The organism is Cryobacterium sp. M23 (genome assembly GCF_002929655.1).
Taxonomy (GTDB): Bacteria; Actinomycetota; Actinomycetes; order Actinomycetales; family Microbacteriaceae; genus Cryobacterium; species Cryobacterium sandaracinum.
In genome coordinates, this window is the sequence record NZ_PJJV01000056.1 from 22,468 (window position 1) to 46,379 (window position 23,912).

General features: G+C 68.3%; 28 protein-coding genes. 9 read left to right on the forward strand and 19 right to left on the reverse strand.

Annotated elements, in window-relative coordinates:
* Nucleotides 1-60: 60 nt before the first annotated feature.
* The 5 genes from CXY82_RS17865 to CXY82_RS04220 all read left to right on the forward strand — a co-directional run bounded on the left by CXY82_RS17865 (nt 61) and on the right by CXY82_RS04220 (nt 2,946).
* Nucleotides 61-480, forward strand: a complete 420-nt coding sequence (locus CXY82_RS17865) for a sigma factor (protein WP_233199196.1) — start codon at nt 61-63, stop codon at nt 478-480.
* The gene (locus CXY82_RS17870; protein ID WP_233199197.1) at nt 477-959 is read left to right on the forward strand and encodes a sigma-70 domain-containing protein; all 483 of its coding nucleotides are present in this window, start codon (nt 477-479) and stop codon (nt 957-959) included. Before CXY82_RS17865 ends, CXY82_RS17870 begins: the two co-directional genes overlap by 4 nt.
* A gap of 196 nt (nt 960-1,155) precedes the next feature.
* Nucleotides 1,156-2,049, forward strand: coding sequence for a D-hexose-6-phosphate mutarotase (locus CXY82_RS04210; RefSeq protein WP_104169820.1), 894 nt, complete (start codon nt 1,156-1,158; stop codon nt 2,047-2,049).
* Nucleotides 2,050-2,163: 114 nt separating this feature from the next.
* On the forward strand, nt 2,164-2,604 hold the full coding sequence (locus CXY82_RS04215) for an Asp23/Gls24 family envelope stress response protein (protein WP_104169821.1): 441 nt from the start codon (nt 2,164-2,166) through the stop codon (nt 2,602-2,604).
* A 75-nt stretch (nt 2,605-2,679) separates the two neighbouring features.
* The gene (locus CXY82_RS04220) at nt 2,680-2,946 is read left to right on the forward strand and encodes a GlsB/YeaQ/YmgE family stress response membrane protein (protein ID WP_104099742.1); all 267 of its coding nucleotides are present in this window, start codon (nt 2,680-2,682) and stop codon (nt 2,944-2,946) included.
* A gap of 128 nt (nt 2,947-3,074) precedes the next feature.
* On the opposite strand, the gene CXY82_RS04225 is transcribed toward CXY82_RS04220, so the two are convergent.
* Nucleotides 3,075-3,596, reverse strand: coding sequence for a DinB family protein (locus CXY82_RS04225; RefSeq protein WP_104169822.1), 522 nt, complete (start codon nt 3,594-3,596; stop codon nt 3,075-3,077).
* 118 nt (nt 3,597-3,714) lie between these two features.
* Here CXY82_RS04225 and CXY82_RS04230 point away from each other — a divergent pair, with 118 nt between their 5' ends.
* Nucleotides 3,715-4,125, forward strand: a complete 411-nt coding sequence (locus CXY82_RS04230; protein ID WP_104099744.1) for a DUF4383 domain-containing protein — start codon at nt 3,715-3,717, stop codon at nt 4,123-4,125.
* Between the two features lie 36 nt (nt 4,126-4,161).
* Entirely contained in the window at nt 4,162-4,743 is a 582-nt protein-coding gene (locus CXY82_RS04235; protein WP_104169823.1) for a hypothetical protein, read from the forward strand.
* 52 nt (nt 4,744-4,795) lie between these two features.
* On the opposite strand, the gene CXY82_RS04240 is transcribed toward CXY82_RS04235, so the two are convergent.
* A complete protein-coding gene (locus CXY82_RS04240) occupies nt 4,796-6,145 on the reverse strand; it encodes a serine hydrolase (RefSeq protein ID WP_146069050.1) in 1,350 nt (449 codons plus the stop codon).
* 286 nt (nt 6,146-6,431) lie between these two features.
* Nucleotides 6,432-7,745: an ATP-dependent RecD-like DNA helicase gene (locus CXY82_RS04245; protein ID WP_104169825.1), complete on the reverse strand. Its 1,314-nt coding sequence runs from the start codon at nt 7,743-7,745 to the stop codon at nt 6,432-6,434.
* Nucleotides 7,746-7,857: 112 nt separating this feature from the next.
* Here CXY82_RS04245 and CXY82_RS04250 point away from each other — a divergent pair, with 112 nt between their 5' ends.
* On the forward strand, nt 7,858-8,901 hold the full coding sequence (locus tag CXY82_RS04250; RefSeq protein WP_104169826.1) for a hypothetical protein: 1,044 nt from the start codon (nt 7,858-7,860) through the stop codon (nt 8,899-8,901).
* A gap of 33 nt (nt 8,902-8,934) precedes the next feature.
* On the opposite strand, the gene CXY82_RS04255 is transcribed toward CXY82_RS04250, so the two are convergent.
* From CXY82_RS04255 to CXY82_RS04320, 14 genes are all read right to left on the reverse strand, one after another.
* On the reverse strand, nt 8,935-10,941 hold the full coding sequence (locus tag CXY82_RS04255; protein WP_199180880.1) for a cytochrome c oxidase assembly protein: 2,007 nt from the start codon (nt 10,939-10,941) through the stop codon (nt 8,935-8,937).
* A 118-nt stretch (nt 10,942-11,059) separates the two neighbouring features.
* Complete coding sequence (locus CXY82_RS04260; RefSeq protein ID WP_104099750.1) at nt 11,060-11,347, reverse strand: HU family DNA-binding protein; 288 nt, start codon at nt 11,345-11,347, stop codon at nt 11,060-11,062.
* Nucleotides 11,348-11,620: 273 nt separating this feature from the next.
* Complete coding sequence (gene rpsN / locus CXY82_RS04265) at nt 11,621-11,926, reverse strand: 30S ribosomal protein S14 (RefSeq protein ID WP_104099751.1); 306 nt, start codon at nt 11,924-11,926, stop codon at nt 11,621-11,623.
* A 2-nt stretch (nt 11,927-11,928) separates the two neighbouring features.
* Entirely contained in the window at nt 11,929-12,096 is a 168-nt protein-coding gene (gene rpmG, locus CXY82_RS04270) for a 50S ribosomal protein L33 (protein WP_104099752.1), read from the reverse strand.
* On the reverse strand, nt 12,096-12,332 hold the full coding sequence (rpmB, locus tag CXY82_RS04275) for a 50S ribosomal protein L28 (protein WP_104099753.1): 237 nt from the start codon (nt 12,330-12,332) through the stop codon (nt 12,096-12,098). Before rpmB ends, rpmG begins: the two co-directional genes overlap by 1 nt.
* A 309-nt stretch (nt 12,333-12,641) precedes the next feature.
* Nucleotides 12,642-13,037, reverse strand: a complete 396-nt coding sequence (locus CXY82_RS04280; protein ID WP_104169827.1) for a Fur family transcriptional regulator — start codon at nt 13,035-13,037, stop codon at nt 12,642-12,644.
* On the reverse strand, nt 13,034-13,840 hold the full coding sequence (locus CXY82_RS04285) for a metal ABC transporter permease (protein ID WP_104169828.1): 807 nt from the start codon (nt 13,838-13,840) through the stop codon (nt 13,034-13,036). Before CXY82_RS04285 ends, CXY82_RS04280 begins: the two co-directional genes overlap by 4 nt.
* The gene (locus CXY82_RS04290; RefSeq protein WP_104169829.1) at nt 13,840-14,799 is read right to left on the reverse strand and encodes a metal ABC transporter permease; all 960 of its coding nucleotides are present in this window, start codon (nt 14,797-14,799) and stop codon (nt 13,840-13,842) included. Before CXY82_RS04290 ends, CXY82_RS04285 begins: the two co-directional genes overlap by 1 nt.
* A gap of 1 nt (nt 14,800) precedes the next feature.
* Complete coding sequence (locus tag CXY82_RS04295) at nt 14,801-15,559, reverse strand: metal ABC transporter ATP-binding protein (protein WP_158252046.1); 759 nt, start codon at nt 15,557-15,559, stop codon at nt 14,801-14,803.
* A gap of 40 nt (nt 15,560-15,599) precedes the next feature.
* Nucleotides 15,600-16,628, reverse strand: a complete 1,029-nt coding sequence (locus tag CXY82_RS04300) for a metal ABC transporter substrate-binding protein (protein WP_104169831.1) — start codon at nt 16,626-16,628, stop codon at nt 15,600-15,602.
* A 74-nt stretch (nt 16,629-16,702) separates the two neighbouring features.
* On the reverse strand, nt 16,703-18,079 hold the full coding sequence (locus CXY82_RS04305) for a dihydrolipoamide acetyltransferase family protein (RefSeq protein WP_104099758.1): 1,377 nt from the start codon (nt 18,077-18,079) through the stop codon (nt 16,703-16,705).
* Nucleotides 18,080-18,130: 51 nt separating this feature from the next.
* Nucleotides 18,131-19,090 (reverse strand): alpha-ketoacid dehydrogenase subunit beta, encoded by a 960-nt coding sequence (locus CXY82_RS04310; protein WP_233194121.1) that lies wholly within the window; start codon nt 19,088-19,090, stop codon nt 18,131-18,133.
* A gap of 119 nt (nt 19,091-19,209) precedes the next feature.
* Complete coding sequence (locus CXY82_RS04315; protein WP_104169832.1) at nt 19,210-20,301, reverse strand: thiamine pyrophosphate-dependent dehydrogenase E1 component subunit alpha; 1,092 nt, start codon at nt 20,299-20,301, stop codon at nt 19,210-19,212.
* 40 nt (nt 20,302-20,341) lie between these two features.
* Nucleotides 20,342-21,445, reverse strand: a complete 1,104-nt coding sequence (locus CXY82_RS04320; RefSeq protein ID WP_104169833.1) for a histidinol-phosphate transaminase — start codon at nt 21,443-21,445, stop codon at nt 20,342-20,344.
* A 99-nt stretch (nt 21,446-21,544) separates the two neighbouring features.
* Here CXY82_RS04320 and CXY82_RS04325 point away from each other — a divergent pair, with 99 nt between their 5' ends.
* A complete protein-coding gene (locus tag CXY82_RS04325; protein WP_104099761.1) occupies nt 21,545-21,937 on the forward strand; it encodes a phage holin family protein in 393 nt (130 codons plus the stop codon).
* A 42-nt stretch (nt 21,938-21,979) separates the two neighbouring features.
* On the opposite strand, the gene CXY82_RS04330 is transcribed toward CXY82_RS04325, so the two are convergent.
* Together CXY82_RS04330 and CXY82_RS04335 are read right to left on the reverse strand one after the other, a co-directional pair.
* Nucleotides 21,980-23,482, reverse strand: a complete 1,503-nt coding sequence (locus CXY82_RS04330) for a hypothetical protein (RefSeq protein ID WP_104169834.1) — start codon at nt 23,480-23,482, stop codon at nt 21,980-21,982.
* Nucleotides 23,479-23,844, reverse strand: coding sequence for a hypothetical protein (locus tag CXY82_RS04335; protein ID WP_104169835.1), 366 nt, complete (start codon nt 23,842-23,844; stop codon nt 23,479-23,481). The genes CXY82_RS04330 and CXY82_RS04335 overlap by 4 nt, the downstream gene beginning before the upstream one ends.
* Between the last annotated feature and the right edge of the window lie 68 nt (nt 23,845-23,912).

Here is a 23,912-nt window from a genome sequence, read left to right on the forward strand (position 1 = left end):
TTCGGTTTCTTCCCGGCCGAGTCAAGGCCCTCGACGCAGTCCCGCCCAGGATATGTACTGATGTTCCAGCCCGAACTGGAGGAACCCATGACCATTACCGCACATGCATCATCCGTTGCCACGTATAACCGTGCAGCGACGGACGCGTTCGGCGACTACCTGAGAAAAATCGGCAGCGTTTCGCTCCTCACCGCCGAGGACGAGGTCGACCTGGCCAGACGCATCGAAGTCGGCCTGTTCGCCGAGCAACGCAGCGAGCAGGGCGAAATTGAACCCTCTCTCCTCCGCGAGCTGGCCTGGCTTGCCCATGACGGCCGCCGCGCGAAGAACCACTTCATCGAAGCGAATCTGCGCCTGGTGGTCAGCATCGCCAAGCACTACTCCGGACGCGGAATGCCCATCATGGACCTCGTGCAGGACGGCAACATCGGCCTCGTCCGCGCCGTCGAAAAATACGACTTCANGACAAATCCCGCATGATCCGCATCCCCGTGCACACCGCGGAGAAGCTCAACAAGATCAAGCGCATCCGCCGAGACCTCACCAGCACCCTCGACCGCGAACCCACCGTGGCGGAGCTCTCCGAGGCCTCGCAGATCCTGCCGGCCGACGTGATGCGCCTGCTGCGCTATGACAACGAGCCGATGTCCCTGCAGTCGCCGGTGGGCGACGGTCTCGGCGACATCTCCGAGCTGATCATCGACGACGACCTGCCCCAGCCCGAGGAGCACGCCGTGCTCACCATGCGGGCTTCGGACATCGTTTTCTACATGAGTGCCCTGCCGCCGCGGGAGCGGTCGATCCTGATGTCCCGGTTCGGTCTCGACGGGGGCGCGCCCCAAACGCTGGACCAGATCGCCGTCGTTCAGGGCGTGACCCGGGAACGGGTGCGCCAGATCGAGAAGCGCGCACTGGCCCTGCTGAAGGTGCCGTGCCTGGAGCAGTACCTGCGCGATTGACCGCCTCTGGGCGGGGGCCTGACCGGCTGACACAGCGGCCGACGCGACTCGAGGAGTCACGTCAGCCGCTGCGGTTACTCCCCCTGCGCATCCATGGCGCCTAGTGGTTCGGGTCGAAGGCGATTTCAGTGACCCTGCCCAGCGGGGCGTCGATCGGCATTAGGCGCTCGGTCGCGGGAAGCGCGAAAATGGGCTCATGTCCTCCGTAAGCGCTGCACCCAGGTCTCTGCCCGCATCCGTTCGAATCGGAGAGGGCCGCGGTGGTCTCACCGTGGTGAGAGTGGTCGGTCGCGCCGGCTCCGCCGAGATCTACCTGCACGGCGCGCACGTCACCGACTTCACCCCGGCCGGCGGCCGGCCAGTGCTTTTCCTGAGCGACCTGAGCCGGTTCGAGGCCACCGCCGCGATCCGCGGCGGCGTGCCGATCTGCTTCCCCTGGTTCGGTGCGAACGCGCTCGACCCGGCCGCGCCGTCGCACGGTTTCGCCCGCCTGATCGAGTGGGAGCTCGTGGATGCCCACGAATCCGACGACGACGTCGTGCTCACCTTCAGCCTCACCGACACTCCCGCCACACGCACCTCGGCTTGGCCCCACCGCTTCGAGGCCCGCTACACGGTCACCGTCGGCGCCCGCCTGACCCTCGCCCTCCGGGTGACCAACCGGGAGACGGATGCGCTCAGCTACGAAGAAGCGCTGCACACCTATCTGCGAGTGAGCGATGTGCGCGGCACGACGGTCTCGGGGCTGCAGGGCACCGCGTTCCTGAACCAGCTGACCGCTCTGACCGAGCCCGCGGAGAACAACCCCCTGGGCTTCGGCACCGAGACGGACCGCCTCTATCTGGGCAGCCGCGGCAGCGCCACCGTCGCCGACCCGGACGGCCGCACCGTCACGATCGAATCCGACGGATCCGACAGCACCGTGGTCTGGAACCCCTGGGCCGACAAGGCCGCCCGGATGAGCGACTTCGGCGACGACGAGTGGCCCGGCATGGTCTGCGTGGAAACCGCGAACGTGCGCCGGGACCAGGTACGTCTGGACGCTGGCCAGAGCCACACGACGACCGTCGTGTTCGCGGTTTCGGCCTGAGAACCGACCTTCGGGACTGCCCCGCAAAAACTTTCTTTCGGCGCTAGCGTGACGAATTCCCGTCGACCCACGTCATACTAGTGTCGCCCGGCTCGTGCCACGCGCCGCGACAGATTGGAGCACGCCATCGTTGAACAGACGACCTCCGCACGACCAGCCGTCCCTTCAACCGGACCAGGGACGACTGTCATCGCCGATGGCGTCGTCGCGAAGGTAGCCGGCATCGCCGCACGCGAGGTGCCGGGCGTTCACGCGCTCGGCGGAAGCGCGGCCAGGGCTCTCGGCGCCATCCGGGAAGCCCTCAGCGTCGCCGACCTCTCCCCCGGGGTGAGCGTCACCACCGAGGGCGCCGCGGCATCCATCGCGATCTCCATCGTCGTCGAGTACCCGCATGAACTGCAGAAGGTCGCGGGCGCAGTGCGCAACGCGGTCGAGACGGCGATCGAGACAATCGTCGGCATGCAGGTCACCTCGGTCGATGTGACCGTCAAGGACGTGCACCAGGCGTCAGATGACACGGTCGCGGACGTCGACGAGGCAGACACCCCGGACTAGTCCGGCTCTTTTCTCCACTTGACCAGAACTTACCCTCATCAGTTCGCAAACAACAGAAAGACGCAAGGACAAATTATGGGCTTCATCGGATTCCTTATTCTCGGACTCATCGCCGGCGCAATCGCCAAGGCAATCCTGCCGGGCAACCAGGGCGGCGGCTGGGTCATCACCCTCATCCTCGGCGTGCTCGGCGCGTTCCTCGGTGGTTTCCTCGGCTCGGTCATCTTCGGCACCGGTCTCGAGAACTTCTTCGACATCTCGACCTGGCTTCTCGCCATCGCCGGCTCCGTCATCGTTCTCGTGATCTACGGCGCTCTCACGGGGCGTCGTCGCCGGGCCTAAGTCACGGCAGCGCGACAAGCGCGAACGAACGGGCGCACTATTAGGGGGTGCGCCGGTTCGTTCGTGCTTTTTTTTGTTGACTTGTGCCTGCTGACAACCGATTGCCGGTATTCTGCGTGCCGGTGGCGTCAGTCGCCGGCGACGTCGTGCAGGTGGTGCACCGGATCGTGCACGAAATATTGCCCCATCGTGGTGACGGTGAACCGGGCACCGTCGCTGCGGCGACCGGTTCGGCCCTGGTCTGCGGGCGAAACGGCGGCGAAGGAGCCTGCGACGGATGCCGCGGCCTCGGCGAGTTCGCGGGCCACGACCGCCGGCTCCTGCTCGTTATAGCGCTCCATCACCGCGGTGGCGTCCTGGTCCCAGTTCGGGAAAGCCGGGTCGTCCTCGGCGAGCATGAGGGTGAGACGCTCGTCGAAGATGCGGAACACGTCGCGAACATGGGCCGCGTATTCCAGGGCAGACCAGGTCTGCTCGTCGGGGCGCGACGCGACATCCGTTCGCTGCAGCACCGGCTGCCAGCGGGCCGCGTTCTCGCGCACCAGCCGCGGAATGTGCGCGAAATCGACGTCGGCGGCGGAGAAACCGCACTCCGGGCAGGGGCGCTCCAGCACCCAGGTCCAATCTTTTGTATCCGCGCTGATTCCCATCCGGTGATCCTATCCGGCGGTCACGGCTACGCACCGGTGCCCGGCCAAACCGAACCGTCGTTGATTCCGAACAATGGGCGAGCACGGATGCACCGTGACATCTACTGGAGGTCTTCTCATGCGTACATCCCCCAACCGCATCATTGCCACTGTTTTCGGTGCCGTCTACGTTCTGGTCGGCGTGCTCGGCTTCTTCGTGACCGGCGGCGTCGACTTCTTCGCCACCGATGGCGGCCTGCTTCTCGGCATCTTCGCGGTCAACCCTCTCCACAACACGGCCCACCTCCTGATCGGCGCAGCACTGTTGATCGCCGGTCTAGCCACGGCCCCCGCCGCGAAGGCCGTCAACACCACGGTCGGTGCGGTGTACCTGCTCCTCGGAATTGTCGGTTTCTTCATCGCCGACACCGCGCTCAACATCCTCGCCCTCAACACGGCCGACCACTTCCTGCATCTGACCAGCGCCATCGTGCTGCTTGGAGCCGGTCTCGCAGCCGACAAGACCGTACCGCGCACGGTCACCGTCTAGCCCACGCGCGCCACCCACACCGCGGACAGGAATCCCATGACGCAGATCACGCGCCTCTGGATCGCTTTCGCCGCCCTCGGGGCAGGGATTATTCACCTGGCCGTGGGCGCCGGCGCTCCAGCCCTGCTCGCCGTCACCTTCGTCGGGCTCGGCGTCGCCGAGCTCTGCTGGGGTGTGGCGACGCTCGTGCGAGGAAGGCATCTTTGGCCGAACCAGGCCCTCGTCGCCGCCCTTCTCCCGGGCGTCGTTTGGGCTGCAATGGTGGCGCTCCGCAGCACCTCGGCGGTGCCAGCCGACGCCACAGTGCTGCCGGTCTTCCCGATGTCCATCGCCACCCTGTTCGGCGTGTTCGTGGCCGTCTCCCTTGCCCTCACCCGGCGGCGTGCCAGATGCCGGGCGGCGGCATTCGACACTCCTGCCGGGGTGACCGGGGCGACCGAACCCGCACCGCAGGGCTGGCGTTTCCTGGCCGCGCTGACGCTCGGCGGCCTGCTGGTTTCCGGCCTGACCACTCCGGCCCTGGCCGCGACGGATGCCGGCACGCAGGCGGTCCCGCACGGGTCCCCCGGTCACTCGGGCCCCGCCGTTCTGCCCGGCGCACCGCACTCCCACCACTGACCGGCTGCGGGCCAAAGATAATTCCCGGGTCTCGCTGGGCCCGGCAGCCCTTCTAGTCCGGCTGCTGCGATCCGCAGACGGCGACAGCCCGGATTTCGCCGGCGACTTGGTTTTCGGTCCAGGGCAGGTTCAGCTGGGGTGCCGGCACCTCTCCGGACGCGGGCGCAGCGCCGGCGACCGCGGCAAGTCGGCGGGCGACCGCCTCGGCGAACCCGCGGCCGGAGGTCGAATTGTTGAAGGCGACCACTACCGTGAGTCCGCTGACCGGGTCGGCCATCGCCGCCGAAATGAAACCGGGGATCTCCCCGGACTGACCGAGCAGCGGGCCGAACCGCTCGACCCCGAGGCCGTGTCGATGCCAGGAGAGGGCTCCGGCACCCGGCAGAACCGGCGCCCACTGCGCATCCGTCGATGTTTTCGACAGGAGGGTCCCCGCGGCCAGCGCCTGCGCCCAGATCTTCAGGTCGTCGAGGTTCGAGACCGCCCCCGCCGCCACTCCGCCCACCGAAGGCGACAGCTGCGTTACATCGAGCACGCTCCCACAGCGGGCCCTGCCGACCGGATCAAGGGCCGCGGCATAGCCGCGGGGACTCGGCCCCGGGATCGCAAGCTCGCCCGGCGATGGCAGGCTGGTGTTCGTCATGCCCAGCGGTTCGAACACGTAGTGCCGGTAGAGCCACGGCCAGTCGCGTCGGGTTGCCTGCTGCAGGGCGAGACCGAGCAGCACGACCCCGGTATCCGACGCGGACCAGATTCCGCCGGGCAGCGCCACCCGAGGTGCGCCCGTGCCGCTCGCGATGACTTCGCGCGTCGACCATTTGCGACTGGGGTTGGCCATAATCTGCGGAGCCATCAGGGAGGCGTGATCGGCCAGGCCGGACGTGTTGCGGCAAAGCTGCCCGAGGGTGATTTTGTCCAGCCCCACCACCCGGGGCACGTAGTCGGACACCGGATCCTCCAAGCGCACCTGCCCCTCCTCGACGAGCCGGAGCAGCACCGTGCAGGTGAGCGCCGTCGTGTTGGTGCCGATCCGGAATCGCATCTCCGGGGTGAGGGCACCCGGTGTCGTCCTCGAGACGGACCCGGGCGACGCGACCCAGGTGCCGGCCCACGGCGCCCAGACACCGGCAATGGCCCCCGAGGAACCGGACAGGGTCTTCGCTTCGGCGAGCACGTCATCCAGCCGGGACGTGACCTTGGACGAGAACGGGGCCGCCGCCTGCGCGCGGGCCTCCGGGGACGCATCCGTCGCCGCGGTGCACGCCGTCAGCACGAGGGCGGCACTCACGACGAGAGCCGGCACGCGGTGGTGGCGTGTGCGGGGGCTCGCGTGACGAGGTGCGGAGCCGGCTGGTACAAGGCCGGCTGCGGCCTGGCTGATCGGTGCCTGTCCGAGCTTCATCGCCTGACCCCCGTCGCGTCGCGGCCCACACAGGAGCGCCCCTGCACGAGGGAGTGTACCCACGCCGCCGTCCGGCCGCACCGTATTGCTGCCGGCGGCCCCCCGGCTCTCGCTCTTGCCCCTACTGCCGCCCTCGTCCCTAACGAATTCGACGGTGATTTTGGGCTAGAGACTCTAGTTTTGGGCTGTTCTGCACCGTTTTCGGCAAAATCTCCGTCGAATTGGTTCGTAGGCAGCGGCGGGAGAGGCAGCCGCGAGAAGGGCAGCCGCGGCGGTAAACACGGGGCTAGTCGGCGAGGGTGACCGGGCAGGGGGTCTCGGTAGGGCGCGGGCCGCGCATGAACCGCTGCACGTTCTCGTCCACGATCATGTCGCTCGGGCGCAGCGGACGGGTCAGATAAAGGCCGTCCAGGCTGGTCAGCCGGCTGAGGGCCACATAGGTCTGGCCGGGGCTGAACACGCGCGCGCCGAGGTCGACGACCGCGCGTTCATAGGTGGCGCCCTGCGATTTGTGGATGGTGACCGCCCACGCCAGCCGCAACGGGAACTGCGTGAACTCGGCGACGACGTCTTTGCGCAGCTTCTTCGTGGTCGGGTTGTAGGTGTACTTGAACTTCTCCCACACCGCCGGTTCGACCTCGTGCGTTTCGCCGTCGATGTCCACGTACACCGTCGAATCGACCCGAGTGACGGTGCCGATGCTGCCGTTCACCCAGCGCGGGCCGCCGTCCTGGTTGGAGTCGTTGCGCAGAAACATGACCTGCGCCCCGACCTTCAGCTCGAGCACCTCGTCGGCGGGGAATGTGCGCCCGCCGAAGTCGCCGGTGACGTCGGCCTTGGCGGTCAGCGCCTTGCCGGGGAGGCGTTTGAGAGCGGATGCGTTGATCCGGTTCACGGAATCGTTGCGGGTGGCCAGCGTGATCACGCCCTCCCTCGGCGGGGTGCGGGCGCCCGCGGCGTTGAGCGCGCCGCCGATCTCGGCCGTGACCTGCCCGTGCCGCACCGCGTTGAGCATGTGTTTGAAGTCGGCGTCGCGCTGCCGGTGCACCTCGGTGAGCTCGAAGATGCGCAGGTCGGCCCCCTGCCAGACCTTCGCGTCGAAGAACCACATCGACCGGTAGGTGTCCGCGAAGTAGGCACGCTCGTCGGAATCCCCCGGGACCGGGGCCAGCTGGTACGGGTCGCCGAAAAGCACGATCTGCGCGCCGCCGAACGTGTCGTTCGGCCGTTGCCGCGCCTGACGCAGGCTGCGGTCGATCGCATCCATTAGGTCGGCGTTGACCATCGACACCTCGTCGATGACGACCGTGTCGATCGTGTTGAGCAGTTTGCGTACCTGGTCGGACTGGTCGATCGCGTTGTCGGCGATCACGCCGATCGGCAGGCGGAACAGGGAGTGGATGGTCTGGCCGCCGACGTTCAAGGCCGCCACCCCGGTGGGAGCGGCAATCACGATCTGCTTGCTCGTGTTCCAGGCGAGGTGATTGAGCAGCGTCGACTTGCCGGTGCCGGCGCGCCCGGTCACGAACACGTTCTGCCGGGTTCCCTCGATGGCCTCGAACACTTCGGCCTGCTCGCGCGACAGCGGAATCTCAGACACGGGGGGCGCTTTCGATGGGGTGCGGACGGGACATACCACTGTATCCGGCCCGGCTGCACGCGTCGGCCCCGGTCTACGGGTTGGGGGAGAACCGGCCCCGTAGGATGTGGGGGTGAGCAACCGGGACGGCAGGCGCCGGCGTAACGAGCGGCGCGCCATCGTGGCCGTGGTCATCGTTGCCGCCCTCCTCGGCGCAGGCCTGGTCGCGACGATCGGGTCGCTCAACCGCGACCTCTACAGCGCCGGCAGCTTCGTGGGGCAGTATCTCGACGCCCTGGCCCGCAAAGACACCGCCGGTGCGCTGCTGCTTCCCGGGGTCAGACCCACGGCTGCGGAGCTCGAAGCGGCCGCGCTGCCGAAGGACCTGCCGGACACCCTGCTGCGGAACTCCGTGCTGGGGGAGCTCACCGACATCCGTCTGACCGCTGACGACGAGTCGGCCGATGGACGGCACACGGTCGACTACGAGTTCCGGCTGAACGGCACACCCGCGGCGATGACCTTCCAGGTGGAGAGCGCCGGCACGTTCTTCGGCGTTTTCGACAGCTGGCGCTTCACCACCAGCCCGCTGGCCGTGCTGCGAGTGAACGTGCTGCACCAGGCCACGTTCTCGGTGAACAGGCTGACCCTCGACACGCGTGCGCACGCCGCCGATGGCGCGCCGGAAACGTTCTCGAACCAGGCGGCCTACCTGGCCTTCGCACCAGCCCTCTACTCGTTCGAGCACTCCTCCACCCTGCTCGACGCGGCCTCGCAGACGGTGCCGGTCGTCGCGTCCGGGGTGACGGATGTCACGGTCGACGCCCAGCCCAACGCCCAATTCATCGGTCAGGTCCAGGCCGAGCTGGACCGTTTCCTCGACGATTGCACCACGCAACAGGTGTTGCAGCCCACGAACTGCCCATTCGGCATCGAGATCAACGACCGGGTGCGGGACGACCCGATCTGGTCGATCGCCCAGTATCCCCCAGTCACCCTCGTGGCCGGCGACTCCACCTTCGAGATGCCCGACACCGAGGGGCAGGCGCACATCGTGGTGGAGGTGCAGTCGCTTTTCGACGGCGATGTCGAGGTGCGGGATGAGGACGTGGCCTTTGCAGTCGCGATCAGCGTGACCGTGAACCCGGACGGGTCGCTCGCCCTCCAGCTGCGCTGACCGGCGGCGGCTGCCCTGCTGAACGCTTTCTTGCTACTCCGAGCGGTCGTGCGCGGCGAGGCGGGCCAGGCCTGCGTTGTACTGGAGCAGTTCGGCGTCGCCCGTGCGGGCGGCGTTTCGGTCCTTGCGGCGGGTTTCCTTCTCGTCGCTGCGGCTCCATTGGATGGCCACCGCAATGGCCAGGGCGATCGTTGGGATCTCGCCGACGCTCCAGGCGATGCCACCGCCCATCTGCTGGTCCTCGATGCCGCTGAGCCCCCAATCGCGCCCCATGGCCCCGTACCAGTCGGAGAGGAGCAGCCCGGTGCCCGTCATCATGGTGACACCGAAGAAGGCGTGGAAGGCCATCGTGCCCAGAAGAAGCAGCAGGCGGCCGGCGTAGGGCAGGCGGTAGGGCACCGGGTCGATGCCGATCAGCGACTGCACGAACAGGTAGCCGGTGATCAGGAAGTGCACGATCATCCACTCGTGGCCGATGTGGTCGGTCGTCGCCCAGCTGAATAGCGAGGAGTAATAGAACACCCAGAGTGAACCGGCGAAGAGCACGGCTGCGACCAGCGGATTGGCCAGGAACCCCGCGTACGTCGAGTGCACGGCCAACAGGATCCACTCGCGGGCGCCGCGGCTGCCATCCTGCCGCTTGCGGATGGCCCGGGCGGCGAGAGTGACCGGCGCCCCGGGAACCAGAAAGACGGGCACGAGCATGGTCAGGGCCATGTGCATGAGCATGTGGGAGGAGAAGAGGTACTTCGCGTAGAGGTTCGCGCCGCCGTTGGTGATGTAGAACAGGATCAGCATGCCGGTCACCCAGAGCACGGTGCGGAAGACGGGCCACTTATCGCCGCGGCGGGCCAGGCGGCGCACCCCGGACACGTAGAAGAAGATGCCGAACACGCAGAACAGCACCCAGGCCAGGTCGAAGTTCCACTCGGTGAAGTAGCGGCTGAAAGTGAGCGGCGGCGGCAGGAGCTCGCCGGTCAGGATCTGGGCGGGCGTCGAGGTGGGGATCTCGGTCGCCGTGATCTGCTCGACCGGCGTCGCGGTCTTGGCGAGGGCGGCGGCAGCCCCGGAGGCGAGCCCCATGAACGCCAGTTCCGTGACGATGAGCCACCAGAACCAGACGCTCCGGCGGGGTGCGGGGGTCTGGGCGTCTGCGGGGGTGCTCCGCAGCATCCGCCCGATCACGTACCGGCGTTGCAGCACGCCGAACGCGCCGAGCACGGTGAGGGCGAAGACCTTGACCAGAACGAGGATGCCATAGGGCGAGAGCAGCCGGTCCCAGGCACCCAACCGCAGTTCGGCGCCGACGTAGCCGGACGCAGCGACGACGATGAAGGAAACGAGGGCGAGCGAGGAGTAGCGCGCGATGACCGGATCGAGGCGGCCGCCGGCCAACTGCTTGCGCAGCACGATGATGGTCAGCAGCCCGCCCAGCCAGACCGCGGCGAAGACCAGGTGCAGACCCAGGGCGGTGATGGCCACGTCGTGCCCCTCGGCGCCGGCCGCGTGCCCCTGTAGTGCAATCGGCACCAGGGCACCCACGGCGAGGACCGTGACGAAGACGAGCCCGGTCAGTGAACGCACCGCGAAACACAAGACGGTGACGAAGGCCGCGATCAGGGTGGTGATCAGCCAGGCCTGGCCGATCTCGATGTCGCTGAAGAACTGTCCGGCGGTGGCGCTGAACCGGTCATCGAAGCTGAGCGGAATGGTCGTCACCTGCAGGAAGGTGAAGAAACCGGTGAGGGCGGATGCCACGGTGAAGACAGCGGCGGACCCAGCGGCGAAATCGAGGGCCGCGTTGTATTCGGGTTCCCGAGGGCTCAGGGCGAAAAGGGTGAGCACGAGGGCGCCGATGGTGCCGGCGGCGCTGAGGTTGACGAGGAGCTTGGCCAGCGGGAGACCCCACCGCACGACTGGTCCCGGATCGGCCAGCAGTTGCGCCGAAGCGCCCCCGCCATAGGCTAGCGCGACGAGCGTCGCCAGCGTCGCGACCAGCAGGAGCACTGCCGGACCGGAGATACGCACGAGACGAAGCACTGACTCAGCCTAACCGTGCCCGGTGGACGCACGCTGCACGAGGCTCGCTGACGTGTGACGTCACAGACGAAAGCAGGGCGCCGACCGAAGCCGACGCCCTGCTTTCTTGGTTCGCGACCTACTTGGCGGCAGCCTTGAGCTTGCTACCAGCGGTCAGCTTGACGCGGTGGCCCGCGGCGATGGCGATCTCTTCGCCGGTCTGCGGGTTGCGGCCGGTGCGCGCTGCGGTAGCGGTGCGCTCGACTCCGAGCCAGCCCGGGATCGTGACCTTGCCGTCGTTCGCGACGGTGTCGGCGAGAGTTGCAAAGAAAGCGTTCAGAACGCTGTCAACTGCAGCCTGGCTCTGGCCAGAGTCTGCGGCAACCTTGGCAACGAGCTCGGTCTTGTTCAGCGACTTGTCAGCCATTGAGTGTCCTCCTCGGACCTTTGTCTGTAAAAACAGGGATTCACGTATTGCGGGCGACGCTCCGAGGAGCGACTCCGTTTGGCCGGTTGGACCGGGTTGAATCTAGCAGACAACCGCGGAATTCCGCGGATTTGCGGCGTTTCCAGCCGGTTTGGCTGCCGTAACGGCTTCATTTTCGCTGTGGGCGAAAAAAAGAGGATGCCGACCGGAGTCGACATCCTCTCGCTTCAGAACCGAGGTTCCGAATGACCGGCTAAGCGGCTTGGTGCGGTGTTACCAGCTGGACTTGGTGATGCCGGGCAGTTCGCCGCGGTGAGCCATGTCGCGGAAACGCACGCGCGAGATTCCGAACTTGCTGAGGTGTCCACGGGGACGTCCATCGACCGCGTCGCGGTTGCGCAGGCGAACCGGCGACGCGTTGCGGGGAAGCTTCTGCAGGCCGAGGCGAGCAGCTTCGCGGGACTCATCGGTGCCGGCCGGGTTGACGAGGGCCTTTTTGAGCTCAAGGCGCTTCGCGGCGTAGCGCTCGACGATAACCTTGCGCTGGTTGTTCTTGGCAATCATGCTCTTCTTCGCCATTTTTAGCGCTCCTCACGGAAGTCGACGTGCTTGCGCACTACGGGGTCGTACTTTTTGAGTACGAGACGGTCGGGGTCGTTGCGACGGTTCTTCTTGGTCACGTAGGTGTAACCGGTGCCGGCCGTCGAACGGAGCTTGATGATCGGGCGGACGTCATGCTGCTTGGCCATTAGATTTTCTCCCCACGAGCGAGAAGGTCCTTGACGACCGATTCAATGCCACGAGCGTCGATCACCTTGATGCCCTTGACGGACAGGGTCAGCGTGACGTTGCGGCGAAGCGACGGTACGTAGTACTTCTTGGTCTGAACGTTCGGGTCGAAGCGACGCTTGGTGCGTCGGTGCGAGTGCGAAATGTTGTGTCCGAAGCCGGGGACGGCTCCGGTCACCTGGCAAGTAGCTGCCATGGTTCTCCTCCAATACCGAAGGGCGAATGCCCTTCCCAAGATCTCTTGTCGGCTGGCATGACGACACTCCCGCGAAGCGGAAGCGAGCGAACCAGCAGTGCACGCACAGATATGCGCAGCAGCGTTTAATATTACGCGGTGCTCTCCCCCAGCGCAAACTGAACCAATTCGACGGAGATTTTGCCGATTCAGGCCCTAAAACCGGCAAAACCGGGTTGTGGGGGCAGAATCTCCGTCGAATTCGTTCGGGACGAGGACGAGTCCGGCGCGCGGCGGTGGGCGCGCGGCGGTGGGCGCGCGGCGGTGGGCCTAGTCCACGGATGCGGCGGAGCAGGCCGCGCAGAGACCGAACACGTCGACCACGTGGGCGGCCTGGCTGAAGCCGTGCTCGGCGGCCACGTTCTTGGCCCAGTTCTCCACGGCGTCCGCTTCGATCTCGACGGTTTGTCCGCAGTTGCGGCAGATCAGGTGGTGGTGGTGGTCGGTCGTGCTGCAGGCGCGGTAGAGCGCCTCACCGTCGGGCGACTGCAGCGAGTCGGCCTCGCCCTCGCCGGCCAGGTCGGCCAGGGCCCGGTACACCGTGGCCAGGCCGATGGGCGAACCGGTGGCGTGCAGGCTGGCGTGCAGACCCTGGGCGCTGACGAATCCCTCGGCGTCGCTGAGCGCGGTGCGCACGGCCTCGCGCTGCCAGGTGTTCCGCTTCATGCTTTCAACCGTAACCGCGCCCGGACCAGCCGGCGACCGCCCAGGGCCACCAGGAAGAAGACGGCCGCGGTGAGGGCGATCGCCGGCCCGGCGGCCACGTCGATCGCCCGGGACAGGAGCACTCCGACCAGGCCGGCGGCCGCGCCCAGCACCGGCGCGAGAACCAGGATCTGGGTGGCGGTGCGCGTGACCAGGCGCGCGGCGGCGGCCGGGGCCGCGATCAGCGCGATCGCGAGGATCGCCCCGACGGCCGGCATTGCGGTGACCACGGTGGCGGTGATCAGGGCGAGGGTGAGCAGCTCGATCGGCCATTCCCGGAATCCGGCGGCGCGGAATCCGCTCGGGTCGAAGGTGGAGAACAGGATCTCCTTGCCCAGCAGCACCATCACGGCCACGGCCACCCCGAGCACGCCGACGGCCAGCCAGACGTCACCGGTCGTGACGGTGAGGACCGACCCGACCAGGTAGGAGTCGACCTGCACCGGCAGCGACGGGTTGAGGGCCTGCAGAAGCACGCCGAGCGCGAAGCCCGCGGTGAGCAGGATGCCGGACGCCACCTGGGTGCCCTGCCGCTTCACCCGGCCGATCAGGGTCATGATGCCGACGATGAGGATGCTCGCCAGGGCCGCCCCGAGTGGGATGCTCACGCCGACGATCGTGGCGGTCACGGCGCCCGGGAAGGTGGCGTGGGTGAGGGCCTGGGCGAAGAAAGTGCGGCGGCGCAATACGACGAGGGATCCGACCAGCCCGCTGAGGGCGCCGATCACGGCGGACGCGAGGAGTGCCTTCTCGAAGTAGCCCATCACGTCACCAGCTGTTCGTGCGGCGGCGGGGTGCGCGGCTGCGGGGACAGCGGCGGCGGGGTGCGCGGCGGCGTGGTGTGCTGCGGCCGCAGACGGGGCGAACCCAGCCGCCGAAGACCGTCGATGGACAGGCGCAACAGCAGCACCACGGCGTAGCCGGCGACCAGCACCAGCACCACGGTCGCGCCGCTGGGCAGGTCGAGACCGGCCTGCACGGATGCCTGGAAACCGAGCACGAGCCCAAGCCAGGCACCGAGGGCCGCGAAACAGGCCGCGATCGGGAACAGCAGCCAGAGCCGGTCAGTGATGAGCCGGGCCACGGCGCCGGGCACGATCAACACGGCCAGGACGAGGAGGTTGCCGACGGCGCTGGAGGCCGCGACGACCACGAGGGCGATGGCCACGTTGAGCACGAGGTCGAGCGCGAGCGTGCGGTAGCCGGCCGCGGCGAAGCCGACCCGGTCGAAGGCGCGGAACACCTCCTCCTTGAGCGTGAGCCCGATCAGGACCAGCGCCACGAGGCAGATGGCGACGGTCTGCACGACCTCATTCGGGCTGACCGTGAGGAGGCGGCCGAAGAGAAGCTGCTCCAGCTGGCCGACGTAGTTCGTCTCGCGGGAGACCAGGATGATGCCCACGCTGAACATGGCGGTGAAGACGATGGCGATCGCGGCATCCGAGGACACGGACTGGCGCACGATCAGGGTGAGGATGACCGCTGCGAACAGGGCGGCGACCATCGCGCCGGCGAACAGCCCCTCGCGCCCACCCCAGACGAAGCCGATCGCGATGCCGGGGAAGACCGCGTGGGTGAGACCGTCGCTGATGAACTCGAGGCCCCGCAGGTTGACCAGCACCCCGACGACGCCGGCTACCAGGCTGAGCGCACCCAGCACGAAGAGGGCCCGGGTCATGAACGGCAGGGCAAAGACGTCGATCAGCGGGCTGAGGAAGTCCATCTCAGTGACCGGTGTGCCCGGGCACAACTACGGTGTGCTCGTCGATCTCCACGCCGACCTCTCGGAACGTGCGTTGCACGTTCTCCAGGATCAGCACCGACTCGCGCGGCCCGAACGCCACCTGGGCGCCATTGAGCAGCAACACCTGTTCGCAGACCTCGCGGGCGAGCTGGAGGTCGTGGGTGGAGACGACCACGGCCACCCCCTCCTCCTTCAAACGCTTGACGGTGCCCACGAGCGCGTCCCGATTCTGCTGGTCGAGGCCGTTGAACGGCTCATCGAGCAGCAGCAGGCGGGGCCCCGCGGCCACGGCCCGCGCGAGCAGTCCGCGCTGCTGCTGGCCGCCGGAGAGTTCCCCGAAGCGGGTTTTCGCGCGATGCGCGAGGCCCACCGCGTCGAGTGCACGGGCCACGGCCTGACGGTCGCGCTTACCGGGCAGGCGCAGCCAGCCTAGCGAGCGGTAGCGCCCCATCATGACGACCTGCTCGAGCGTGACCGGGAACTGCTGGTCGATCTCGTCGGCCTGCGGCACGTAGCCGATGGATCCGGCCGGGGCCGCTGCCGCTCCCAGCACCTCGACGGTACCGCTCACGCGCTGGATCAGACCGAGGATGCCCTTGAGCAGCGTGGACTTGCCGGACCCGTTGGGCCCGATCAGCGCCACGGCCTCGCCGGCGTGCACCTCGAAGTCGATGTCGGCCAGGGCAGGGCTCTGGCCGTAGGAAAAGGAGGCGCCCGCCACCTTGAGCGCGACAGGCACGCTCGGCCGTACTTGAGAAGGGTTCTCGATCACTGACTAACTATCGCAGGTCTGCGGGCACCGCGGTGGGCTCGGCTCCCCAGGATTCGAGGATCAGGCCGACGTTGTGCAGCTGCGAACTGATGTAGGTGGCGCCGTCACTGTGCCGCGCACCGAGGGAGTCGCTGTAGAGCGCATCCTCTCCCGAGTACACGATGACGCCGGCCTCGCCGGCGATGGTGTCGGCGGCCTTCGGGCTGATCGAGGCCTCGGAGAATACCGCCTTGACCCCGGTGGCCGTGATGGCGGCGACGAGTTCGTCGATCGCGGCGGCGCTGGGCTCGGCGTTGTCGTCGAAGCTCGGGACGATGGAGCCGACGTAGGTGATGCCGTAGGCCTCGGTGAAGTAGCCGAATGCGTCGTGGTTGCTCACGAGCAGGCGCTGCTCGGCGGGCACGGCGTCGATGTTGGTACGGATCCAGTCGTCGAGCTCGGCCAGCCGGCCGGTGTAGGCGGTCGCGTTGGCCTCGAAGTCCGGGGCCAGGTCCGGCTGGGCATCACTGAGGCCCGTGACGATGGTGACGGCCATGGTCTCGGCATTGGACACGTCGGTCCAAATGTGCGGGTTGCCGCCCTGGTGGGAGTGCTCGGCGCCATCCGTCGCGGCCTTGTCGTCGGCGTGGTCCTCTTCGCTGGCTGCGATGTCCTGGATCTCGATGCCCTCGTCGGAGTCGATCGTCACGCCGTCGAAGCCGCTGGCGCTGATTGCGTCGTCGAGCCACTCCTCGAGGCCGACCCCATTGATCACGAGCACATCGGCCTCACCGAGGGCCGTCAAGTCGGCCACGGACGGGTCATAGCTGTGCGCGCTCTGGTTGGGCTGGATGAGCTGGGTCACTACTACGCCCGCGGTGTCGCCGACGACGTTGCGGGTGAGGTCCGCCACCTGGGTGGTCGTCGCGACCACCTTGAGGTCGCCGGCGGCGGCGCCATCCGCCGAACCGCCGGTCGGAGTGCAGCCGGCCAGGGTCAGCGCGGCAACGGCGGCCAGGGCGGTGAGGGCGGTGAGGACGAATCGATTGTTGATCACAGGGCCGACGTTACGCCTAATGATAATGATTGTCAACACCAATAAGGGCTGCCGCCGGGATCTCCTCCGGGACCTTACTCGAGTAGCAGCGCGGGCTCCTCGATGATGCTCGCGACATCCGCCAGGAAGCGGCTCGCGACATCCCCATCGACCACGCGATGGTCGAAGCTCGCGCCGATGGTCGTCACCTGACGCACCCGCACCTCGCCGTCGACGACCCACGGTTTGGGCTTGATCGTTCCGAGGGCCACGATGCCGGCCTCGCCGGAGTTGAGGATGGGCGTGCCGGTATCCATGCCGAAGACACCGATATTGGTGATCGTGATCGTGCCGTTCGACATCTCCGCCGGCGAGGTCTTGCCGTCCCGCGCGGTGAGCGTGAGCTTCTCAAGGGCGCGGGCCAGTTCAAGCAGGCTCATGTCCTGCGCTTCCTTCACATTGGGCACGATGAGCCCACGGGGGGTGGCCGCGGCGATGCCCAGGTTCACGTAGTGCTTGATCACGATTTCCTCGTCGGTGAAAACCGAGTTGACCGTGGGGTTGCGCCGCACGGCCCAGATCATGGCTTTGGCCATGATCAGCATCGGGGACACGCGCACGCCCGCGAAGTCGGTGGACGCCTTGAGCCGCTTGACGAACTCCATGGTGCGGGTGGCGTCCACGTCGACAAAGAGGCTCACGTGCGGTGCGGTGAAGGCGCTGGAGGCCATGGCCTGGGCGATGGCCTTGCGCACGCCTTTGACCGGGACGCGCTCCTCACGGTCGCTGGGCCATTCCGGCGTCTGGATGTTGCGGAACACGCTGGCCTGGGTGGCCTCCCGCAGCACGTCCTCGCGGGTGACGTCGCCGACCGGGCCGGTCGCCTCGACCAGGGACAAGTCCACACCGAGGTCCTTGGCCAGCTTGCGGATCGGCGGCTTGGCGACGACGGGGCCCGCGGATGCCGCGCGCGGCAGCTGCGGGAGCTGCGAAGTGGCCGGGCGCGTGGGGTGCACGGGCGGCGGCGCGATCGACTCGTGGGCGACGGGGGTGACCCCGTGGCGCTTGCGCCGGGTGGGCATGGTCGCCGCGGCGCCGCGCCCGACCAGGACCGCGCCCGGCGTCTCGGCCGGCTCGTCCGTGATGGTGGAGCCGGCATCCGCTGCCGCGCTGGCCAGCTCGCCCGCGCCGTTCGCGATCGCACTGCTCGACGCAGACGCGACGGCGACGGTCTCGGCCACGATGGTGATGATGACCGTTCCGACGTCGACGGTCGTGCCGGGTTTCACCAGGATCTCCCCGACCACGCCGACGTACGGCGACGGCAGCTCGACGAGCGACTTCGCGGTCTCGATCTCGACCAGCACCTGGTTGATCGACACGGTGTCGCCGGGCGCCACCTTCCACTCCACGATTTCGGCCTCGGTGAGACCCTCGCCGACGTCGGGCAGTGTGAATTTCGACACGCTCATCGAGTACGCTCCTTGCGATTGGTGAGGCGAGAAGCCCTGGTGCGACTCATATCAGTAGGAGAGGGCGCGGTCGACGGCCTCGAGCACGCGGTCCGGGCTGGGCAGGAAGTGCGTCTCGACGGCGGCCGGCGGGAACGGGGTGTCGAAACCGGAGACGCGCAGCACGGGAGCCTCGAGCAGGTAGAAGGCCTTCTCCGTGACGGTCGCGGCGATCTCCGATCCGACGCTGACGAAGCCGTGGGCCTCCTGGGCGACGACCAGATGCCCGGTCTTCTCGACCGACGCGAGGATGGGACCGTAGTCGATCGGCGAGATTGAACGCAGGTCGATGACCTCGACGCTGGTTCCCTCCGCCGCCGCGAGATCCGCCGCCTGCAGCAGGACGCTGACCATGGCGCCGTGGCCGACGACCGTCGCATCCGTGCCGCTGCGTACCACGCGGCTGGCGTGCAGGGGCGTGCCGCTCTCGGCAAGGTTCACCTCACCCTTGGGCCAGTAGCGGCTCTTGGGCTCGAAGAAGATGACCGGGTCGTCGGAGGCGATGGCCTCCTGCAACATCCAGTAGGCGTCGTGCGGGTTCGACGGGCTGACCACGCGCAGGCCCGGCGTGTGCGCGAAGTACGTCTCCGGGCTCTCCTGGTGGTGCTCGATCGACCCGATGTGGCCGCCGTAGGGGATGCGGATCACGACGGGCATGGAGACCTCACCCTCGTGCCGGTTGCGCATCCGCGCCAGCTGGCTGGTGATCTGGTCAAAGCCGGGGAAGACGAACCCGTCGAACTGGATCTCGCAGACCGGGCGGTAGCCGCGCAGGGCCAGGCCGATGGCCGTACCGATGATGCCGGACTCGGCCAGCGGGGTGTCGAGCACGCGCTTGTCGCCGAATTCGGCGATCAGACCCTCGGTGACGCGGAAGACCCCGCCCAGCGGGCCGATGTCCTCGCCCATCATCAGCACCCGGGGGTTGTCGCGCATGGCCTGGCGCAGGCCCGCGTTGAGGGCCTTCGTCATGGGCAGGTTCGCCGTTCCGGTTCCGGGAATAGCCCGCTTGGCGGCGGCCGGGTGTCCCGGGGTCGGCATCGCGGTGGTCGGTGTGGCGAGGCCGGTGGTGCTCGTCACGATCGTGTCGCTCACGCGTCGCCTCCTTCGAAGGATGCCTCGTAGTGGTCGAGCCAGGCCTTCTGTTCCTGGATCAGCGGGTGGGGTTCGGCGTAGACGTTGTCGAAGATGACGGCCTTCTCCGGGGAGTGGATGTCGAGGGCCCGGCGGCGCACATCCGCGGCGTAGTCGTCGGCCTCCTCGTCGACGGCGTCGAGGAACTCCTGCTCGACGCCCAGTCCCTGCAGGTAGCTGCGGAAGCGCACGATCGGGTCGCGGGCCACCCAGTAGGCCAGCTGCTCCGGGTCGCGGTACTTGGTGGGGTCGTCGGCCGTGGTGTGGGCACCGACTCGGTAGGTCAGGGCCTCGATCAGGGCGGGGCCGTGGCCGGCGCGGGCGTCGTCGAGGTGCTTGGCCGTCACCGCGAAACTGGCGAGCACGTCGTTGCCGTCGATCTGGGTGCCGGGCATGCCGAAGCCGGCGGCACGCAGGTAGAGCGGAGTGCGGGACTGCCGGGTCACGGGAACCGAGATGGCCCAGTGGTTGTTCTGCAGGAAGAAGACCTGCGGGGTCTGGTAGCTGGCGGCGAAGACGAGCGCCTCGTTGGCGTCGCCCTGCGACGAAGCTCCATCGCCGTAGTACACGATGACGGCCTGGTCGGTCTCGGGATTGCCGGTCGCGGTCGCGCCGTCGAGCTGCATGCCCATCGCGTAGCCCGTGGCGTGCAGGGTCTGCGAGGCCAGCACCAGGGTGTACAGGTGGAAGTTGCCGTGGTCCTCGGGGGTCCAGCCGCCGAGGGTGACGCCGCGCAGCATCCGCAGGATATCGACGGGGTCGAGTCCGCGGATCATGCCGACGACGTGCTCGCGATAGGACGGGAACACGTGGTCCTGCGGCCGGGTTGCGTAGGCGGAGCCGACCTGGGCGGCCTCCTGGCCGTGGCTGGGCACCCAGAGGGCCAGCTGGCCCTGCCGCTGCAGGTTCGCAGCCTCGGTGTCGAACCGGCGCACCACCACCATGTCGCGGTAGAACCGCCGATGGTCGGCCTCGGTCAGTCGATCGAGGTAGGGCAGGAACTCGGCCGCGGAATCGCTCGGGGCGAAGACACCCTCCGGGGAGAGCATTCGCACCGTGGGAGAGGCACTCGGGGTCGCTGACACCGTACTAACCTAGCTTCCGGGCTGGGTGCCCCGTTGGTAGATCGTCAACAATGTCGGCGCAAATACCCAGGAGCTTCTCCACGGATTCTTCCTCACCGATCGAAATTCGGATGCCCTCGGGGAACGGGCGCACGATCAGGCCGACGGCCGACAGGACATCGGCGATGTCGGCGGTGTCCTCGGCGGTGGGCAGCCAGACGAAGTTTCCCTGAGGCACCGGAATGTTCCAGCCCTGCTCGCTCAGCAGGCGCCAGATCCGGTCGCGCCGCTCGGTCAGGGCACGCACCCGCCGCAGCAGCTGGTCGGCGGCGTCGAGAGAGGCGATCGCGGCCGCACCGGCAACACCTGTGACCGAGAGCGGGATCGCGGTGGACCTCGCCGCATCGAGCACGGCGACGGGACCGAGGGCGTAGCCGACGCGCAGGCCGGCCAGGCCGTAGGCCTTGGAGAAAGTGCGCAGCACGACCAGGTTCGGGAACCGGGACAGCAGTGGCAGGCCGGTGACCGCCTCGGGGTCGGTGACGAACTCGCAGTAGGCCTCATCGAGGATGACGAGGAGGTCCGGCGGGACGACGGCCATGAACGATTCGAACTCGTCGCCCGTGACGGCGGTCCCGGTCGGATTGTTCGGACTGCAGATGATGACGACGCGGGTATGGTCCGTGATGCGGGTGGCCATCTCGGGCAGGTCGTGGCCATGGTCGGCCCGGTTCGGAACCTGCACGCTCGTGGCACCGGCGACGGTGACCAGGCCGGGGTAGGCCTCGAAGGAGCGCCACGAGTAGAGCACCTCGTCACCCGGTCCCGCGGCGGCGAGGATGAGCTGGGCCAGGAGGGCCACGGAGCCGGCACCGATGTGCACCTCGTCGACGCTCAGGCCGAACTGCGTGGCCAGCCGTTCGCGCAGGGCCAGCGCCGAGGCATCCGGGTACCGGTTGTACGCGGTCTCGGCGTTCACGGCGGCGATGACGCCGGGCAGCGGATCGAAGGGGTTCTCGTTGCTCGAGAGTTTGAACGCACTGGCTGCGGCAGCTTGACCCTGCCGATAGGCCGGGAGGGCGACAATCTCGGGGCGCAGGCGGACCGAGGGCGGGTCTGATGGGCTCACTCGGCGATTCTACGCCGCGGCATATTCACGTGGCCGCATGGTTAGGCCCCGGGCTGGCCCATCCGTGCGACCAGTCACCGGCGATGCCATAGTGGAGTCATGGCCAGATTCCTGATCAAGCTGATCCTCAACTCCGTCGCCCTGTGGCTCACGACCCTGCTCGTCAGCGGGGTGCGGGTCGATCCGTTCGCCGAGGGCACGACCGCCCTGATCGCCACCTATCTGTTGGTCGCGCTGGTCTTCGGCCTCGTCAACAGTGTGATCGGCGGCTTCGTGCGGGTTGTCGCGTTCCCGGTCTACATCCTCACGCTCGGCCTGATTTCCTTGATCGTGAATGGTTTCCTGCTGATGATCGTGGCCTGGTTCTCGGGCCTGGTCGGCTTCGGGCTCGTGGTGGACGATTTCTGGTGGGGTGTGCTCGGCGCACTCGTGCTGGGCATCATCAGCTGGATTCTCGGCGTGCTGATCCGACCGGTCACCCCCCGCTCGTAGCGATCTCCAGCCGTCGGGTCAGCCGTCGGGTCAGCCGTCGGGTCAGCCGTCGGCCAGGCGGAAGCCCCGCCACCGGGAGGACTCGCCGGCTTCCGTGCCGAGGATCTTCCCGAGGGTCTCCCGGAACTCCTGCAATCGTGGTTCCTCGGAGCCGTCCATGAGCCGCCCGGTGTCCCGGTAGGCGGTGAGGGCGTGAGCCGGCAGCGGCCGGTCGACCGGCACCTCCGCCTCAGCGAACACCTCGCGGCGCACCACCAGGCGCTCATCGTCGCCGGTGGCCGTTCCCCCCAGGGCAGGGACAAGGTCGTCGGTGTGCTCGACCATGACGGCCTCCACGTCTGCGGGCAGGGCCACTTGGGCGGTGAGTCCCCCAAAGGTCGCCACCGCGACGGTGTTGAAGTCCCCGGACGCCGCTAGCTGCGCCGCGATCAACCCGCCCTGCGAGTGACCCACCGGAACCACCGGGTCGCCCGGCGCCACCCCGGCCTCCCGCATGGCATCGACGACCGCCCGATAGGAGCCGGAGCCCTGGTCGGCGAGGGCGACGAGGTTGGAGGTGAGGTCCCACGGTTGTTCCCCGGCGACCGGGCTCCACGCCGCGGTGCCGCCGATGTAGACCACCCAGGATGCGTCGTCCGGACCGCCATAACGCTCGATGCGCACCTGCGGGGCGTCCTCCGACACCGAGGGGATGCGGGCAGCCAGGTCCTCGAAGCCGGCCGGCGGAGCGACGGGCCGGCCGGGGAGAGCGGCGCCGGGCCGCACGGCACCCGCAGGCGGCGTGCCGAGGGGGCGGGTCCCACCGTCGAGCCGCTCCACCGACACGGGAGTCTCGCGCAGCAGGCCGAGGGGGCGGGCGAGCCCGACCAGGCCCGCCGCGGTCGTCGTGACACCGAGCAGGCCGAGGCCCTCGTCGCCGAGGGCCAGTGACACCGGGAACGGCACCCCGGCACGACCGGTGGCCGCGTCGTCGGCCGAGGAGACGATCACCCGCACCGCCTCGACCAGGACCGGGTTGGTCAGGGCCCGCGGATGCGCGTGGACCCAGGCGCCGATCTCGGCGGGCGCGTCTCCCGGACGCCGGCCGGTGAGCAGACCGCCGAGCACCAACCCCACCACGCCGACCGTGAGTCCGGGCACGGCCGCCAGGGCCAAAAGAGGTGCCAGCAGCCCGAGGGCGGAGCCCAGCCAGGCCCCGGAGAGGCTTGCTCCCCAGTCCCGCACGCGCTCGGCCCTGCCGTAGCCCTCCGCCGCCGCGATAAGAGCGTCGGCGAGGGTCTGGCTGCGCTCCGCGACTCGCTCCAGGGCGGAGCGGGCCGCGAACACGTTCATCCCGGCGTTGGGCAGGCTCATCACCGGACCGAGGGGCTGGTCGGAATCCAGTGCCTGGATGCGCGCCACCCGCACCAGCCAGTCCTCGGCGTCACCCTGAAGCAGCCGCAGCCGCGCCGCCTCGGCCAGCAGCGTGTCGGTGGCGACGAGCGTGCTCCCGCCGCCGGACACGATCAGGGTGTCGCCGGGGCCGCCAGGCTGCTCCCCCGTCATCGCACCGCCCGGGCTGGAGCCGGGCCGGGTGCCAGGGCCGGGACCGGCGCCCGGGCCTCGGCCAGAGCAGCCCCGCCCTGATCGATCGCAGCCACCACCTCGGTGAGGGCGGCGTCGAGGAGCCCGGCGGCTCGGCGGAGCTCGCCGGCGAGGTCGCTGCGCTGACGGTCGTAGCTCCGCTGGGCCTCTGAGCGCCACGAGCCGGTCAGGTCGCCAGCCGTGAGCCGGCCCGCCGCCATGTCGACGTCGTCGCGCAGCAGGCGCAGCAGCATCCGTCGCTGCCGAAGTTCGTCGAGGCGCGCCTCCAGCGCGTAATGAGTCACGATCGTGCAAGTCGAGCTGGTGCCGCCCGGAATCTCCATCTCCGCCCTTCTGCGCGCTGCGGATTCGCTGCCAGTGAGCGTGCCACCCCCGGCAGACGTGGTCGCTG